The organism is Peribacillus sp. NPDC101480, assembly GCF_050277335.1.
Lineage (GTDB): Bacteria > Bacillota > Bacilli > Bacillales > DSM-1321 > Peribacillus.
The window spans coordinates 519,844-536,274 of the sequence record NZ_JBNNSB010000001.1; the positions used below are offsets into that span (position 1 = coordinate 519,844).

A 16,431-nucleotide genomic window follows, 5' to 3' on the forward strand; every position below is an offset into this window, starting at 1 on the left:
GCTAACCATTATTAAATGAGGAGGTACATATGCTTACAGTACAAGATGTTCTTAAGCGCTCACTCTTTTCAAAGACGGAGGTAGTTGCGGGGGCAAACGGGTTGCACCGTCAAGTCAAATGGACACATGTCCTTGAAATTCCGTTTTTTGATGATACCATCTTTCAGGGAGGGGAACTGATACTCTCCACCGGATTTGGGTTTGAATGGAGAGACTCCTCTAATACTTCATTTTTGTTAAATCTAATCGAACGCAACGCCTCATGTTTATGTATAGAACTTGGACACCACTTCGACAGGGTCCCTAAAGAAATGATCGAGATGGCAAATGAGTATAACTTTCCGATTATTATTTTCAAAGAATTCATAAATTTCGTCGAAATAGCACAGGATCTACATTCGTTTATCATTAATGCTCATCATGAGAAGTTGGTTACACTAGATTCTATTTCCAGAAAGTTCCATTCTTTGTCACTCACTACTCATGGGTTATCAAATATTTTAAAGTTGTTGCAACAGAAGACAGAAGCACCAATAATCTATCTTCCTATAGAAGGAACACCTTTTTCGATTCCAGGATTGAAAAATGAATTTATGGAAAAGCTACTTCACACGATTTATGAAGATAAAGAACACTGGCATGACCGAATTACAAATGATTCGCCCGTTGAATGGAAGGCATTAAACCATACTATTCTTCTCCAACCGATCGGAGCAATGGATCAAATCTGGGCGTACCTTGTTATGGTTTTAGATCGTGAATCGGATGAATTTGATTTCCTAATCCTTGATCGTGCTTCTCTAGCAATCTCACAAGACTTATTGCGCAAACATTATTTGGATGAAAAACGATTACGTTTAGAATCTACATGGCTAAATGATTTACTTAATAGACGCATCAATAATGAGGAACAGGCAAGGGGATTTATTTCTTTAAAATCGAAGCGCGCTTCTATACATTATCGAATAGCAATCATTGATATCGAAGATGTTTTTCATCCGTCTTCATTAGGTTTATCGGATGAAGAAAATGAATCCGCTATTTATCATTATTCTTTAAAAATTCGGTCTGGGTTCGCAAAATATTCTTTTACACCCTATATCACGTCTGTAAGAAATCAGATTATTGTATTAGCTATTGATCTTGGAACTGCCGATTCCTCTAAGGCACGCTTCTTGAAAGTGATCAATGCCTTGCTATATGTTAAAGAAGGTGAATCTAGCCAAATCCGTATAGGCGTTGGGCGACAATACCAGTTACTTTTGGATGCTCATACTGGTTATCGAGAAGCGCAGTTAGCTTTAAATTATCGTATGTTTTCGACAAGTGCCTTTTACGAAGACCTTGGCATCTTTCGGTTGATACAATTAATTCAGCATGATCAAGATACAGCACATTTTATTGAAGACTATCTCTCTCCTTTAATATCCTATGATAAGGAGTATGGAACGGAATTGCTTCTGACTTTAGCAAAATACTTTGAGCTTGATCGCTCAAAGAAGCTTACTGCTCAAAAATTACATGTTGTAAGACAAACACTCTATCATCGGCTGGAAAAGATAAAAAAGATTCTTGATCTTGACTTTGATATGCCGGAGAACAGATTAAACGTTGAAATGGCTTTGAAAGCATATCAACTTATACAGCAAGTGGAAGTACCTACGAAGTAGTTATCAACCGCCAACCACGGGGCGATGTTAAGGCCGAGGATAAAAATAATTTAGCAATAATATTCATTGACGTCCCATACCCTTATTCCTTTTTTAACCTAATTTTTCATACTAATTGTAATACTCCACTTATCATTTATACGTACTTAATGAATGGTAAGTTTTTAGTGATTGGAATTAAAAAACTCTGTTGATTGTTAAAATGAACAGAGTTTTTTAATAAATCCATATTGTAAAAAGTGAGAAAAGAGTGTACGATTAAATGAGAATGATAATCAATCACATTTGATTACCGGGGAGTGGACGTAAATGGAACAGCAAGATTTATTTGATGTAACGGTTATTGGGGGAGGGCCAGCAGGTCTTTACTCCACTTTTTATAGCGGACTTAGAGAAATGAAAGTTAAACTGATTGAATACCAGCCACGGCTAGGCGGAAAAATTCATGTCTATCCAGAGAAAATGATTTGGGATGTAGGAGGGCTGACACCCACTACTGGGGAAAAATTAATTGAGCAGTTAGTGGAGCAAGGTTTAACATTCAATCCAACAGTCGTCTTGAATGAAAAAGTGGAATCAATCACTCGTAATGAAGAAGGTATCTTCGTTTTACATACCGCTTCAGGGCAAATGCACTTTTCCAAAACGATCATTGTCGCGGTTGGCGGCGGAATTCTGAATCCGCAAAAGTTGGAAATAGACGGGGCTGAAAGGTTTGAAGTCTCCAATTTAAACTATACTGTTAAGTCTTTCAATCGATTCAAGGATAAGACGGTGATCATTTCAGGCGGCGGGAATTCTGCAATAGACTGGGCAAATGAATTGGAGCCCATCGCCAAAAAGGTGTATCTGACATACAGGAAAGATAGTTTAGCAGGTCATGAATCACAAGCAAGGCAATTGATGGAAAGCTCTGCTGTTTGTTTCTTGAATACGACGATTACAAAACTGATCGCCTGCGCTGATCATGAATCAATTGAACATGTTGAACTGACGAATCACGCAACGGGAGAGGTTTCTTACTTGCCGATCGATGAAGTCATCATAAATCATGGTTATGAGCGTGATACATCTCTGCTTCGAAATAGTAAAGTGGATATTGCCATAGCCGACAATTATTATATTGAAGGTACTCCTTCAAGTGAATCCTCGATGGATGGAATATACGCTGCCGGTGATATCTTAAGTCATGAAGGTAAATTGAACCTGATAGCAGGCACTTTTCAAGATGCTGCAAATGCCGTAAACAAGGCAAAGCAATATATCCAGCCTGACGCTCACGGAGTGGGAATGGTTTCTTCCCATAATGAAATCTTTAAAAAGCGCAACAGGGAATTGATCAAGGAAATGATGAAACCGGCTGGGGTACTTTAAAGGGAAACGGAAAAAGCTCCAGGGCCTCATGGGCCCTGGAGCTTTTAGCAGTTTATAGAGATTCTTTAATGACCTTCTTGTAATGAAATACGGATAGGATTCCGAAGATCGAATACAATGCCGTGTATAATGCCATAACGATGATCATCGGTGTCCAAACTTCGGTCCCGAATAAGAACCATCCTGATTGGACTGCGAAATAACTGTGAAGCAGACCGACGACTAAAGGAATGCCGAAATTGAAAACTTGTTTTGCTTGGATTCCCCTTAGTAAGTCACCACGCGTGAATCCCAGTTTTCTTAAGATAGTATAATTGGATTTTTCACCTTCACTTTCATCCATTTGTTTGAAATATAGGATACAGCCGGATGTGATGAGGAAGGTTAACCCTAAGAAGCCGACGATGAACATGATAAGCCCCATGTTCTTCTTCTGGGTGTTGAACATTTCAAATTGGGAATCATTCACATGTTCTTCTTTAAAACTCATTTTATTGAATAGATCATTCGCTTTTTCAAGTTCAGCTTCATCCTTCACATCAATGCCGATATTAACGGATGATACTTTTTGGATTTTCGGGTCGACATCCTTTTTCAAACGGTCGAATATCGTTTGGTCTACAATGGCAACGGGCAGTCCGCCATTCGTGAAGTAATAGGACAGGAAGGTATCATCATTCAAGCCCATATATGTTTGCGGAATCACTTCATTTTTGCCCTTCAGTTCAATCTTTCCGGAATCCTTCAAGGACATGACCTTCTCCATCATATTACTGTATCCGCTGAAAAGGGTCTCATCTTCAGCGAGGTTGATTCCTTTAACGGATTCATCACTGATGACGGGAACGGTCATGATGTCGGGATCAAAGTTCACTCCTTCGAGGCTAGTCTCCATAATTTCCTTTACATTGACATCCACTTGAATGACATCGATCACCTTTTCGTCATAATCAATTTTACTGTCGGATAAAGCTTTTTTGAATGTATTCGCATCTCCCTTATCCGTCATCGAAAAATCGGTGGGGATACTGCTTTGTGCCATTTTCTCCGCTGAGTAGTAGGAGATATAGCTTAATGATAATAACCCGATCGCCAAAGCGGAAACGGTCGTGATGATCGTCAATAATATCGCATTCGATTTCATCCGGAACATGATGGATGAAAGGGACAATACTTCATTAATGTTCAAATAGCCATTTTTCTTTTTACGGATGATATTAAAGATGAAGCTTACGGATCCTTTATAGAACAGATAGGTACCGATGATGACGGTTGCCAAAATGAATATCATGGCCATAAAAAGCTCGGTCATCTCTGTAAAAGCTCCATCGAATAATTTGGATGAAACGACATAGCCAGCAATGATCAGGATGATTCCGAATATCCCGAGGATCATTTCGAACATCGAAACCTTTTTCACTTTTCCTTCCGTCATTGAAGTTACTCTAAATAATGATAGAATGGTTTGCCTTTTAATGAAGGTATAATTCATCAACATGATTAAAAGATAGATGGCGCTAAAAACGAGCAAGGTTTGCACTAGCGGCTGAAAAGAAAATTTAAGAGTCGCGATCGCCTGGACACCCATTATTTTAAATAGTATCATGATGATCAATTTTGAAGCGGCAAACCCTACAAAGATTCCGAGGAATACGGAACAGAAATACAGGATCAGGTTTTCCACACTCAGGATACGGAATATCCTGTTCTTCGTCATGCCTATCAATTGGAATAAGCCAATTTCTTTACTGCGTCTTTTTATGAAAATGCTATTGGCATATAAAAGGAATATGGAAACAATCGCAACAAGCAGGATCGATGCAGCCTTGATGGAGGCGGCCCCTTTCACCGTACCCTCCGCTTCATCCAGCGATGGGTCATATTGCAAGGTGACAAAAGCAAAGTAAAGGGAAGCGCTGAAGACCAGGGCAAACACATACAGATAATAGTTCTTCAGATTTTTCTTCAGATTTCGCAAGATGAGTTGATTAATGCTCATTTTGAACCCCTCCCAATACACCTTGTGTTTTCATGATGTCCTTGAAGAAGGTTTGTCTGGATTCTTCACCTTTATTCAATTGGGTATATATTTGACCATCTTTAATGAAAATGACTCGGCTGCAATAACTGGCCGCCACTGGATCATGGGTTACCATGATGATGGTCGCTTTGCGCTTTATATTCATTTCGCTCAGTTTGTTCAGTAAATCGGAAGCTGATTTTGAATCAAGCGCCCCAGTCGGTTCATCGGCAAATATGATGCTTGGATCATGGATGAAAGCCCGTGCTGCAGACGTTCGCTGTTTTTGACCACCGGAAATTTCATTTGGGTATTTATCCTTCACTTCATATATGCCCAGTTCCTTCGCCACGCTATCAAACTTTTGTGCCGCTTCATTAGCGGGCGTTTTTGTAATGGATAAGGGCAAAAGGATATTTTCTTTGACAGTCAGTGTGTCCAATAGGTTATATTCCTGGAAGATGAAGCCTAGATGGTTTTTCCGGAATTCGGCCAAATTCTTTTCTTTCATCCCTGAAATCTCTTTTCCATCGATCGTAATGGTGCCGTTGCTGATTTTATCTATCGAGGAAAGGACATTCAGCAAAGTCGTTTTTCCTGAACCGGAAGCACCCATGATACTTACGAACTCACCTTCTTGTATGCTTATATCGAGACCCTTTAAGACTTCTTGTTTATTGAATTTATTACCATAGCTTTTATGGATTTTTTTCGCTTCTAATATATTCATTTGGATACACTCCTTTTTTTCTATATCCTCATTATAAAAGGCCATGTATTTCTTTTCCTTCGTTTGGACGAACAAAGAATAAAAGCATGTGACACTTTTGTCACATGCTTGTGATATTCACGAAATCATTTCTTTTTGGGAAGGTCAAGGTAACGGTCGTCCCGGTTCCAAGCTCTGATTTAACATCAATGGAGATGAATAGGGACTCGGCCGCATTCTTGGTTAAATACAACCCCATGCCGGTTGCCGCATTGTCATGATGGTTTGTCGTGGAAGTGAATCCTTTATCAAATATGCGGGATAAATCCTTTGGGTCAATGCCCCGTCCGGAATCCTGAACTTCAAGAACCGTTTGTCCGGCTTGTTCATGGCAATATATCGTGATATCTGAGTTTTCACTGTATTTAATGGAGTTGGTCAAGAGCTGTCTCATGATGAAGGCCAGCCATTTGGCATCAGTAAGCACTTCGGTTACATCCAATTGTATGTCGAAGCCGATCCCTTTTTGAATGCACCATGATTGCAGCGTTTTAATCTCATCAAAGATTATTGTTTCCAAATCGGTTTTCTCTATATACAAATCATTTTCGATGAAAGGCATGCGCCTTTGATGGAGCTGCTGATCAAGAAGAAGGTGAATGCGCAGCCACTCATAAGTCAAATGCGATTTCAGCAATTCATCATCCAAGCGGTCAATCATTAAATGCATTGCTGTCAATGGGGTCTTCACTTCATGAATCCAAGATAATAATTCATCCTTCTCCTGCTCTAAAGTCATTCGGCCAATTGCTGCGGATTGTTTCAATACTTCGGTTTGGTTAATGATGCTGTTTTCTATGATTTTTTCGAAAGGGCTCTCTGGTTCGGCTATATTCGTTATATCCAGGTTGTCTTCCCGCGCTTCTAGACTTTTATAAAAGGAAGTTTCTTTTTTATAGCGGAAAATCAAAAAGATACTGAACATGAGCAATGATAAAAAGGCAATATACAGTATTGGCTTTAACGGAATAGCCGAATCAAGATAAGCGACAAAGATAATGAATAGATGAAGAATTATGTAGAATGTGATCCAGCTGAACCTTTCCATGAGATATTTTCTGATCATGCATTTGCCTCTTCTACGGCGATATAGCCCTGTCCGACCTTCGTTTCGATAAAATGTCCTAAACCCAGTTCATCCAACCTCTTTCGTAAACGGTTCACATTCACTGTAAGGGTGTTATCGCTTATGAAACGTTTGTCATCCCATAAGCTGTTGATTAACTCTTCGCGGCTTACGATCTTATTTTTCTGTTCAATGAGCTTTTTCAAGATGAAAATTTCATTTTTCGTCAATTCGATTGTACCAGTCTCGGCCGATACCGTGTTCTTCTCATAATCCACAGTTGCGCCGCACCAGGTTTTCAATTCGATTTTTTCGGTATTGTAATTATATACCCGGCGGAGGGTGGCCTGTATTTTTGCGATGAGTACATCGAAATGAAAAGGCTTCTGGATAAAATCATCAGCTCCAAGCTGCATGGACATCACCATGTCGGTCGGATGATCGCGTGATGATAAAAAGATGATGGGAACATTGGAATGGGCCCGGATCATTCTGCACCAATGAAATCCATCAAACTTCGGCAACTGTATATCAATGATGACCAAATCAGGTTTTATGTCCGTGAATTCCTGAACCACTTTACTAAAATCGCCAATTCCGTAAATATCATAAGACCATTGCGCCAATCTATCTTTAATTTCATTGAATAACGTCGTATCATCTTCTATCAATAGAAGTTTAAACAATGGATTCACCGCACTTTCCAGCTTTTTCTTAAAAGTATATAGTAAAACCTTTATAGGTTCTAGAGGAAGGGGGACAGGAGCAGTATAACCTACTGGTTGTGTGTAAACCATTATTATATTAAAATTGGCATAATGAATGGAGGAAGTGAATTTATGCCTGATTTTCCTAATTGCCCTGCATGTGATTCAGAATATACATACGAAGACGGTAGTCTTTTTGTTTGCCCGGAATGCGCTCATGAGTGGACGGTGGAAGCGGAAACGGAAAATGGTGATCAAAAGAAGACGATCAAAGATGCTAATGGAAATGCCTTGAACGATGGTGATACCGTTACGGTAATCAAGGATCTTAAAGTGAAAGGGAGCTCATCCGTTTTAAAAATGGGCACTAAAGTCAAAAGCATCCGTCTAGTTGATGGTGATCATGATATTGATTGCAAGATTGATGGTTTTGGTGCAATGAAATTAAAATCCCAATTTGTTAAAAAGGTATAATTAAAAAAACGGCCTAATCCATTGATTAGGCCGTTTTTTTTACGTTACTTCTTAATAAACTTTGTCACCGTTAAAGATTGAATTCTTAACGACCACATAATCCACATTCCTGATGGCTTCCAACTTGGTACCACCTGCATATGAAATTGAAGACTGAAGATCTTGTTCCATTTCCTTCAACGTATCTTCCAAAGATCCTTTGTGCTCGACAAACATCTTTTTGCCTTCAACGTTTTTCTTTTCACCTTTTTGGAATTCTGAAGCTGAACCAAAGTATTCTTTAAAGGCCTTTCCATCTTTCTCGATCGTTTGACCTGGAGATTCCTCATGTCCGGCAAATAGTGAACCGATCATAACCATCGAAGCGCCAAATCTAACTGATTTAGCAATATCACCGTTCGTGCGAATGCCGCCGTCAGCTATAATTGGCTTGCTTGCCGCTTTTGCACACCAGCGAAGTGCAGCTAATTGCCAGCCGCCCGTTCCAAATCCAGTCTTGATTTTAGTGATGCATACTTTACCTGGTCCAATGCCCACCTTTGTAGCATCTGCACCGGCATGTTCCAATTCCCGTACCGCTTCAGGAGTTCCCACATTTCCTGCAATGACAAAACTTTCAGGTAAATGTTTTTTAATATGCTGTATCATCTTTATCACGGCATTGGAATGTCCGTGTGCAATATCTATCGTAATGTATTCAGGCACAATGTTGTCATTCGATAACTGTTCGATGAAACCGTATTCTTCTTCTTTAACGCCGACGCTGATGGAAGCGATCAATTCTCGTGAATGCATGTCTTTAATGAAAGTCACTCGTTTTTCTGGCTCAAAACGATGCATTACATAAAAGTAACCGTTTTCAGCCAAGTAAATGGCAATCTTTTCATCAATGATCGTTTGCATATTGGCAGGTACTACAGGTAACTTGAATGTATGCTTACCCAAAGTAACGGATGTATCACACTCAGAACGGCTATTTACTACACATTTTGCAGGAATTAATTGAATATCTTCATAATCAAACACGTTTTCCATGTTATGCACCTCTATATACGAATATTTTTATATTTATTTATTAAAATTGTTCGCCCAATAGGTAATGTACATCATTTTTGACAGTAAGTCAAAATTTTTAATGGTTTTATTTTGATTTTATTTCAGCTTGATGGAGAATCCGTAACTGGATAGGAAGCGAAATATACAATGAAAATGATTTCCACTCCAGGCACTCGCTTTCCGCGGGCGGGAGCCTCCTCGGCGCGCGCCTGCGGGGTCTCCCTTGCCGCGCTTTCCCCGCAGGAGTCTCGCGCCTTACGTTCCAATCAACTTTGTTTTATTTAGATAGAACATTTTTGTTCACAAACTAGATAATAATAATTTGCCGACAGCTTTTTTGTAGGTTTGTAAAATGGGAACGTTGATTTCCTCTCCAGGCACTCGCTTTCCGCGGGCGGTCCGGGAGCCTCCCCGGCGCCTTGCGCCTGTGGGGTCTCCCCTGGACTCGCTTTTCCCGCAGGAGTCTTCGTACTTTCCGTTCCAATCAACTTTGTTTTATTTAGATAGAACCTTTTTGTTCACAAACTAGATATAATTATTTGCCGACAGCTTTTTTGTAGGTTTGTAAAATGGGAACGTTGATTTTCTCTCCAGGCACTCGCTTTCCGCGGGCGGTCCGGGAGCCTCCCCGGCGCCTTGCGCCTGTGGGGTCTCCCCTGACTCGCTTTTCCCGCAGGAGTCTCGTACCTTCCGTTCCAATCAACTTTGTGTTTTAAAAGAAAGAACTGCTGGCTCGTCTTATTCCAAACCCTATTTAAGACTAGTATATCCTTCATGTTTTTTTCCTGTAATCCTTAATGGATGGAAGAAATTTACGACACTCCTGCCGAGTAATTTGCTGGCCGAGACCCCGGAGACGTTTAAGTCGAGGAGGCTTGGCAGACAGTCGGCGGAAAGGGAGCGGATTTCTGAAATCAACTAGAACATATTTATTTATCTACAGCCTGAAATACTTAAGTATTTTCACCAATTTGTATGGCTTTTACACCTTTACGTTTTTTTACATCATCTTAACGTTGACCGACATGGCACTAAGTTAAAATGATAATGGGTAACGAAAAAGAATGGGGGGATTGGCATGAAGGTTGAATTACATTGTCATACGAACATTTCAGATGGTTCCAGTTCTTTTGAAGAACTATTGGAGGTTGCAAAAAGGGAGAGCATTGGTCATTTAGCCATTACGAATCACGATACAACGATAAGGTTGCAAGAGATGGTGGAACGGGGAAAGGAAATAGGAATTGAAATCATCCCTGGTATAGAAGTGTCTGGTTATGACTTTGCAAGAGGCAGGCGTGTACATATTCTGGGCTATTTTGTTGAGCCTGGTCATAAGGCACTTGAGGAGCTTTGTAATCCATTGATTGAAAAAAGGAATGCAGCTTCTGAAAAAATGGTGGAACGACTAATTCATGCAGGCTATCGAATAACTTGGGATCAGGTTTCTAAATTCAGGGGAGGAACCGGAGTTTATAAACAGCATATTATGCTAGCGCTACGGGAATCGGGGTATACGGATTCCATCTATGGTGATTTGTATAAGAAAATCTTCAGTCGCGGCCAAAATGGAGAAGTGCCAGGCATTGCCTTTATTCCTATGGAGTATGTGGATGCCATTCTGGCTGTAAAGGCGATTCGAGCTGCCGGAGGCGTCCCGGTCCTTGCTCACCCTGGACAATACGGGAGCTTTGAAATTATTCCTGAGCTTGTAGAAGCAGGGCTTGAAGGGATTGAAGTTCTTCACCCGCATCATGGGCATGCAGAAGAGGAAAGAGCGATTTCATATGCAGATCAATATAATCTCATTAAGACAGGAGGTTCGGATTTTCATGGGGATTATGGGGAGAAGCCGATTCGTCTTGGCAGTATGAGCCCAGGAAAGGAATGTGTGGCTGCTTTGAAATCAAGGAAAAAAAGCATGGCCATTAAATGATGTTCATTAAACCAGGAATTTTGCTGTGAAAGCGGCCTGCTCATTTGCTGGATTAGGAATTTGAAAGACTGAACATGATGTTGTATTGAGAAAAATCCATAAAATAAGCATTCCTTTCGTTCTGGTAATTGACCAGGACTTTTTTTTTACAAGAAAATCATGTTAGCTTCATATTTTCTCATTACACTGACAGTAACAAGGAAAAATATATGTAAAGGGGGATTTCTGTTGGCGGAAAAAAACTTTTTAGTGGATCATTTGATATCTGAAATTAAGAGTGGAACCTTTCAATCAGATAAAAAGTTACCTTCAGAGCATATACTCGCCGATCAATTTAATGTGCCAAGAATGGTTGTCAGGAAAGCATATGAGCAGCTTCAAGATTTAGGCTTTATCTATTCAAAGCAAGGTAAAGGAAGTTATGTCCAGGAAACAAAAAAACAAATTCCGTTAATTCTATCCGGAGATGTTAGTTTCACCGAGAAAATGAAAGAATTTCAGTTTTCCTTTCAAACGAGTACTATTTTTTGCGAAGAAATTTCTTATGATCAGAAGATCTTTCTAAGCCTTGAGGTGGAAAGTGATGATAAGGTCTTTAAAATTGGCAGGCTTAGGTTAATGGACGATTTCCCGATTGCTCTTCATACATCTTTTGTAGCAAAATCAACATTTCCTGAAATAGAAAAGGACGGTCCGGATATAACCTCCATGTTTCAATATTATCGGCAGCGTGGCTTTGTAGAATTCGGATCCAGCAGCAGCACGTTGAATGTGATTTTTCCTACTTTATTCGAACGGGATATTTTGCAGTGTTCAAGTTTGATTCCACTTTTGCAAGTGGAATCAGTATGCCAGGATAAGCGAAGTAATCAAGTCCTTGAGCACACGGTCATAATCTATCGGAGCGATTGTTTCACATATGTTATATAAAAACTTCCATTCCAGATATCGGTCGAATTCACTAGTAAATGCCCTGAATTCACGAGTAAAAGTAAGAAACTCACGAGTAAATGTCCCGAATTCACGAGTAAAAGTACGGAACTCACGAGTAAATGCATTGAATTCACGAGTGAAGCACGAAATTTGAATAATGTAGGTCCGGCTTTAACACATTCCATACAAGATTTACTCTTTCTTAACGTACGTTCACTTGGCAACAAGATACATTGAAGATGTTAGCTTGAAACTAAAACATATTTTATCCTGATCGTCGCCTTGAAATCTTCGCAACACAAATCAAAAGGAAACTAAAAGTATCATCTTGATACTAGAATGCTGGCTAGGGAAATATGGGCTCTGCCAATCTATCAACTTGGTGCAGCCCCCGACAGTCACGATCGTTTCATAGCATGCATGAAAAAAGACCACAAAATGACGTGGTCTCTTTGTTTTGTTTGAAAAGTCTCCGGCTGATTATCTAATTTGTCATGAAAGGCTTATATTAGGGCGGTCTTTATTTCTTGAATCTGTTTGATATGCCTTTGTTCATGTAAGGATAATAACTCAATCCATTGATCCAATGAGAGGTCCCCGAACAGGGGATGTTTGGCTTTCTTTCTATTTAACAGGATATCTGAATCCATATCATAAAGAACCTGTAATAATCGATCCCTTGATTCTGCCAGCAAATCCATGAGGCTCGATAATTGAAATGGGGCTGAAGAGGGTGAAATGGCCTCAGGGGATGAGAATTTCCTTGTTCTATCAGTAACGAAGTAAATGTTTTTTTGAATGATATTATTAAAATCCCTTTCCCGAATGCCATTTGCTATAACTTCTGTAAAAACCTGTTCCGTAAGATATAAATGATGGCAAATTTGGGCGATGTTCCATACTTCAGGCACAGGCTTATGGTGGAGCGTTTTTTCATCCAACTCCGTAATTTCCTCAATTAACTGTTTTCTTGATTCAAATAGCAAATCATACTCGATATAATTCATGAGAACTCCCCTTTTGTGACACCCACATATGAAAGCATCACTGAATTTTTTGAAATAGGAAAAAAAGGGATATCTGATTGCATAAAGAATGCATAAAAACTACGGGAAAAACACCTGATTTAAAGTGGATTCATGATGATTGAAGGAGTGCGACACTATGTTTTGAAGCATGGTTTCTATTTAATGAAGAGTGTTAAAAGATATCTCTTATAGTACAACGAAAAGACATGTTCACTGGTATTTATAATTTTGGGAAGAAATGCAAATCTGGAATCCGGTCTGTATTTCCAGGGACTACATTTTTTCTGGAGCTTTGATACCCTATCATGCCTATGCAAAAAAGTTGAGTTTATGCCTACTTAGAATGTTGGCCTAGGGCCTCCGCTAATAAACCGAAAAATGAAGCTGGCATTCAAAGGGAAAAGAATCTATAGATGCTGGACATTAGAAATTATTATATCTGAATTATAGCACAGTTAATATTTTCCTATAAATGATTATTTGAAAAGAGACGGAAGGTTTCCACATCGAATTTTGACTTTTTATACTGTCTAGAGAAAAGTTGCTAACGCAATGGGAAGCTTATAAACTGAAGGTAGAAAAAATCAACCAGGATTGGATGGTGAATGCAATGGCTAAAACAATAGTCGAAAAACTGAATTTACATAAATATGAACGGGTAGCAGTCTTGAATCTGCCAGCCGGGGCGGATTATTTAACAGAGCTGCCGGATTACGATACAGAGCTTAATGAAAGTGCCTATGATCTTATATTTGCCTTTGTATTGGATATGGGTTCTTTAAAAGGAATCGTGGATAAGGTAATCGAGAAGAATCATTTGAGTAAAAACGGCTATATTTATTTGGCGTACCCCAAGAAGGGGAATAAGGGCTATGCTACATATATTCATCGTGATGATCTGATGCAAGGCCTTGGTGCGGATGATGAAGGTTATGTTGGCTCGAGTGACCTGAAGTTTGCACGTATGGTTGGGTTGGATGATGTCTTTACGGTAGTCGGACTGAAAGAAGATTCGAAAAATAGAAACCGTCCATCTACCAAAGCAAGCCAATCAGTAGATGATTATATCGAAATGATTTCTGAAATTGAGAAAGATTTACACGATTCTCCTGATTTGCTTGCGTTCTATCAATCACTTACCCCAGGGTATCGCAAGGATTGGGCCCGTTACGTGTATAGTGCGAAACAAGAGGCGACCCAAGTGAAACGGCGCCAGGAAATGAAAATGATTTTAGGAGAGGGTTACAAAAGCAGGGATCTATATCGAAGAAATAAATGAGGGTGGGGAATGTCTACCATTCTCTTTTTTCTTGTTCTGATCATCCTATCAAAAGCATATACTAGACCGAATCCAAACTTAAATCGTAATAATTATGATTTGTGAGGTGGTTAAATATGCTTTTGAAACGCTACACGGGAAATTTGCTGTTAGTGATACTGCTGTTTTTGCTGCTGGCATTCTTTTTTCTAGGAGATGTATTCATTCCCAAAGCGATTGATTTCTCGGGCTACCCGATGCTTCACTCTGTATTCGTCGTGTTTTTGGGATTGTTTTTAGAATCGATTCCTTTCCTGTTCCTCGGGGCCATTGCTTCATCGTTCATCCAGCTGTTCATCAGTGAAGAAATCATTCAGCGGATGATACCAAAAAGACCCCTGACCGCCATTTTTGCATCGATAGCGGCGGCGCTTATCATTCCGGTTTGCGAATGTGCAATCATCCCGGTCGTCCGGAGATTGATTCAAAAAGGAGTCCCGGTCCATGCAGGTGTGGTCTTGCTCGTAACAGCCCCAATATTGAATGTCATCGTGTTCGGCTCAACTTATTATGCGTTCCAAAATAAACCTTCCATTCTATATGGAAGAATCATACTTTGTGTCCTGACGGCCATAATAGCAGGTTTATTTATTCATTTATTCAGCACTAAAGATGTGGTGAAAGAGGACAAGCTGGAACTGGTACATGGGCATGAACATGATAGTCAGTCCAGTAAATGGACAAGCTTTATTGATCATACTTCACAGGAATTTTTTATGGTCGGAAGATACTTTATCATCGGGGCCTTGTTTGCCAGTGTATTTCAAGTGTTCATGGATCGATCTGTAATGGCCGATATTGGTCAAGCGCCAATAAAAGGCACGGCGTTGATGATGGGAATTGCATTTGTGCTTTCACTCTGTTCATCAGCAGATGCATTCGTTGCGGCCTCCTTTTCCCATAGTTTTCTGCCAGGCTCGATACTGGGTTTCCTTGTATTTGGCCCCATGCTGGATTTGAAAAATGTTTTGATCATGATGTCCTGTTTTAAACGGAGCTTCGTCGTCACGTATGTCTTGCTTGTTTTCGCAGTCGTCTTCAGCCTGTGCCTGATTGCAGGCGGATTGATCAGTAAGGGGGGCTTCTGATGAAACGTTTTTTTATCCAAAGACTTGAAGGATTGCTGCTGCTTGGAATTGGCCTCATGATCTTTAAATTGTATGTTTCAGGATATTTAACGAAATTGATTGCACCCAAAATGGTTCCATATGCATTGGCAGCGCTTTTTGCTTTTTTAGTGATCAGCCTTCTCCGAATGAAAAAACAAAAACAGGGTGAACAACATTGTGATTGCGGATCGAAGGGAGAGTCTTCCTCGTCCGCACTGGTCCTGAAATATAGTTTGTTCTTCATTCCGATTCTTCTTGGCTTCACCTTGACCGATTTTACATTAAGCGGGGAAGTGCTGGCGAAAAGAGGGATGGCGAAGCAGCAGGCACAGATGGTAAGTTCTTATGATTCAGGGAAACATGCGAATGGGGAGAAAATCTCCGTAACCGATGATAATTATTTTGAAGTGCTGGATGATTTACTGAACAACCTCGATACGATAGAGGGTAAGGAAATAGAGATTTCGGGGTTCATATACCGTGAGGATACATTTACAAAAAAACAAATGGCCATCTCCCGCCTCTCCATGTCCTGCTGTGTGGTCGATGCGACGTTATACGGATATATGGTAAACGGGAATGTGGAAGGAATGAAGACGAATGATTGGTATACGATTACAGGAACATTAAAAAAAGGAAGCTATAAAGGGGAACCCGTACCGGTGATCGATTTAAAAGAGTCGAATAAAATAAAGGCACCCGAAGAAGCTTATTTATATGAAAATGTACCAATCATTCAGTAGAAGTTGAAAGGGGTGTTTTGCCTGTACGAAGACACCCTTTTCATGTAAAAAGGCCTTAAAGCCATATATACCATCATAAGATCCCATTCCTCTTTTATTTATACAGCCAAATGGCAGAAAACGTGGGCGGTGAGAATTCTCTTCAAATTCATATTTTGAAGGCAAACATTTATTTGATGGGCACCTGGTTCTCTGTTATTCATACTATATGGGATAAAGAACAGAGAG

Annotated in this window: 14 protein-coding genes and 1 pseudogene; 8 read left to right on the plus strand and 7 right to left on the minus strand. The window is 39.9% G+C overall.

Features of this window, described 5'->3' with window-relative positions; all coding sequences use genetic code 11:
• Positions 1-29 precede the first annotated feature (29 nt).
• Positions 30-1,670 carry a PucR family transcriptional regulator gene (locus ACQKMF_RS02695; RefSeq protein WP_427571681.1) on the plus strand — a complete coding sequence of 547 codons (1,641 nt, stop codon included), beginning with the start codon at positions 30-32 and terminating at the stop codon, positions 1,668-1,670.
• Positions 1,671-1,979: 309 nt separating this feature from the next.
• Positions 1,980-3,044, plus strand: coding sequence for an NAD(P)/FAD-dependent oxidoreductase (locus tag ACQKMF_RS02700; protein WP_230176701.1), 1,065 nt, complete (start codon positions 1,980-1,982; stop codon positions 3,042-3,044).
• Positions 3,045-3,096: 52 nt separating this feature from the next.
• On the opposite strand, the gene ACQKMF_RS02705 is transcribed toward ACQKMF_RS02700, so the two are convergent.
• From ACQKMF_RS02705 to ACQKMF_RS02720, 4 genes are all read right to left on the minus strand, one after another.
• Complete coding sequence (locus tag ACQKMF_RS02705; RefSeq protein ID WP_101223019.1) at positions 3,097-5,043, minus strand: FtsX-like permease family protein; 1,947 nt, start codon at positions 5,041-5,043, stop codon at positions 3,097-3,099.
• Positions 5,033-5,794 carry an ABC transporter ATP-binding protein gene (locus ACQKMF_RS02710; RefSeq protein ID WP_402939046.1) on the minus strand — a complete coding sequence of 254 codons (762 nt, stop codon included), beginning with the start codon at positions 5,792-5,794 and terminating at the stop codon, positions 5,033-5,035. Before ACQKMF_RS02710 ends, ACQKMF_RS02705 begins: the two co-directional genes overlap by 11 nt.
• 100 nt (positions 5,795-5,894) lie before the next feature.
• Positions 5,895-6,899, minus strand: a complete 1,005-nt coding sequence (locus ACQKMF_RS02715; protein ID WP_260358370.1) for a sensor histidine kinase — start codon at positions 6,897-6,899, stop codon at positions 5,895-5,897.
• Positions 6,896-7,585 (minus strand): response regulator transcription factor, encoded by a 690-nt coding sequence (locus ACQKMF_RS02720; RefSeq protein WP_054400643.1) that lies wholly within the window; start codon positions 7,583-7,585, stop codon positions 6,896-6,898. The genes ACQKMF_RS02715 and ACQKMF_RS02720 overlap by 4 nt, the downstream gene beginning before the upstream one ends.
• Positions 7,586-7,738: 153 nt before the next feature.
• Here ACQKMF_RS02720 and ACQKMF_RS02725 point away from each other — a divergent pair, with 153 nt between their 5' ends.
• Positions 7,739-8,080, plus strand: coding sequence for a zinc ribbon domain-containing protein YjdM (locus ACQKMF_RS02725; RefSeq protein ID WP_402939041.1), 342 nt, complete (start codon positions 7,739-7,741; stop codon positions 8,078-8,080).
• A gap of 51 nt (positions 8,081-8,131) precedes the next feature.
• Here ACQKMF_RS02725 and guaC read toward each other — a convergent pair whose 3' ends face one another.
• Positions 8,132-9,115 carry a GMP reductase gene (gene guaC / locus ACQKMF_RS02730; protein WP_101223016.1) on the minus strand — a complete coding sequence of 328 codons (984 nt, stop codon included), beginning with the start codon at positions 9,113-9,115 and terminating at the stop codon, positions 8,132-8,134.
• Between the two features lie 1,099 nt (positions 9,116-10,214).
• Here guaC and ACQKMF_RS02735 point away from each other — a divergent pair.
• Positions 10,215-11,072: a PHP domain-containing protein gene (locus tag ACQKMF_RS02735; protein WP_402939038.1), complete on the plus strand. Its 858-nt coding sequence runs from the start codon at positions 10,215-10,217 to the stop codon at positions 11,070-11,072.
• Positions 11,073-11,300: 228 nt separating this feature from the next.
• On the plus strand, positions 11,301-12,002 hold the full coding sequence (locus ACQKMF_RS02740) for a GntR family transcriptional regulator (RefSeq protein ID WP_402939035.1): 702 nt from the start codon (positions 11,301-11,303) through the stop codon (positions 12,000-12,002).
• Between the two features lie 506 nt (positions 12,003-12,508).
• On the opposite strand, the gene ACQKMF_RS02745 is transcribed toward ACQKMF_RS02740, so the two are convergent.
• Entirely contained in the window at positions 12,509-13,012 is a 504-nt protein-coding gene (locus ACQKMF_RS02745) for a DinB family protein (protein WP_057276759.1), read from the minus strand.
• 631 nt (positions 13,013-13,643) lie between these two features.
• Here ACQKMF_RS02745 and ACQKMF_RS02750 point away from each other — a divergent pair.
• The 3 genes from ACQKMF_RS02750 to ACQKMF_RS02760 all read left to right on the plus strand — a co-directional run bounded on the left by ACQKMF_RS02750 (position 13,644) and on the right by ACQKMF_RS02760 (position 16,203).
• Positions 13,644-14,312 carry a YdeI/OmpD-associated family protein gene (locus ACQKMF_RS02750; protein WP_402939031.1) on the plus strand — a complete coding sequence of 223 codons (669 nt, stop codon included), beginning with the start codon at positions 13,644-13,646 and terminating at the stop codon, positions 14,310-14,312.
• Between the two features lie 116 nt (positions 14,313-14,428).
• Positions 14,429-15,439: a permease gene (locus ACQKMF_RS02755; protein ID WP_101222996.1), complete on the plus strand. Its 1,011-nt coding sequence runs from the start codon at positions 14,429-14,431 to the stop codon at positions 15,437-15,439.
• Positions 15,439-16,203, plus strand: a complete 765-nt coding sequence (locus ACQKMF_RS02760) for a TIGR03943 family putative permease subunit (protein WP_402939028.1) — start codon at positions 15,439-15,441, stop codon at positions 16,201-16,203. The genes ACQKMF_RS02755 and ACQKMF_RS02760 overlap by 1 nt, the downstream gene beginning before the upstream one ends.
• Here ACQKMF_RS02760 and ACQKMF_RS02765 read toward each other — a convergent pair.
• Positions 16,174-16,320, minus strand: a pseudogene (locus tag ACQKMF_RS02765) (hypothetical protein); the annotation flags it as partial. The gene ACQKMF_RS02760 and the pseudogene ACQKMF_RS02765 overlap by 30 nt on opposite strands.
• Between the last annotated feature and the right edge of the window lie 111 nt (positions 16,321-16,431).

Coding starts and splice junctions, on each gene's coding strand:
- ACQKMF_RS02695 (WP_427571681.1), top strand. CDS start 30: ATGCTTACAGTACAAGATGTTCTTAAGCGCTCACTCTTTTCAAAGACG.
- ACQKMF_RS02700 (WP_230176701.1), top strand. CDS start 1,980: ATGGAACAGCAAGATTTATTTGATGTAACGGTTATTGGGGGAGGGCCA.
- ACQKMF_RS02705 (WP_101223019.1), bottom strand. CDS start 5,043: ATGAGCATTAATCAACTCATCTTGCGAAATCTGAAGAAAAATCTGAAG.
- ACQKMF_RS02710 (WP_402939046.1), bottom strand. CDS start 5,794: ATGAATATATTAGAAGCGAAAAAAATCCATAAAAGCTATGGTAATAAA.
- ACQKMF_RS02715 (WP_260358370.1), bottom strand. CDS start 6,899: ATGATCAGAAAATATCTCATGGAAAGGTTCAGCTGGATCACATTCTAC.
- ACQKMF_RS02725 (WP_402939041.1), top strand. CDS start 7,739: ATGCCTGATTTTCCTAATTGCCCTGCATGTGATTCAGAATATACATAC.
- guaC (WP_101223016.1), bottom strand. CDS start 9,115: ATGGAAAACGTGTTTGATTATGAAGATATTCAATTAATTCCTGCAAAA.
- ACQKMF_RS02735 (WP_402939038.1), top strand. CDS start 10,215: ATGAAGGTTGAATTACATTGTCATACGAACATTTCAGATGGTTCCAGT.
- ACQKMF_RS02745 (WP_057276759.1), bottom strand. CDS start 13,012: ATGAATTATATCGAGTATGATTTGCTATTTGAATCAAGAAAACAGTTA.
- ACQKMF_RS02750 (WP_402939031.1), top strand. CDS start 13,644: ATGGCTAAAACAATAGTCGAAAAACTGAATTTACATAAATATGAACGG.
- ACQKMF_RS02755 (WP_101222996.1), top strand. CDS start 14,429: ATGCTTTTGAAACGCTACACGGGAAATTTGCTGTTAGTGATACTGCTG.
- ACQKMF_RS02760 (WP_402939028.1), top strand. CDS start 15,439: ATGAAACGTTTTTTTATCCAAAGACTTGAAGGATTGCTGCTGCTTGGA.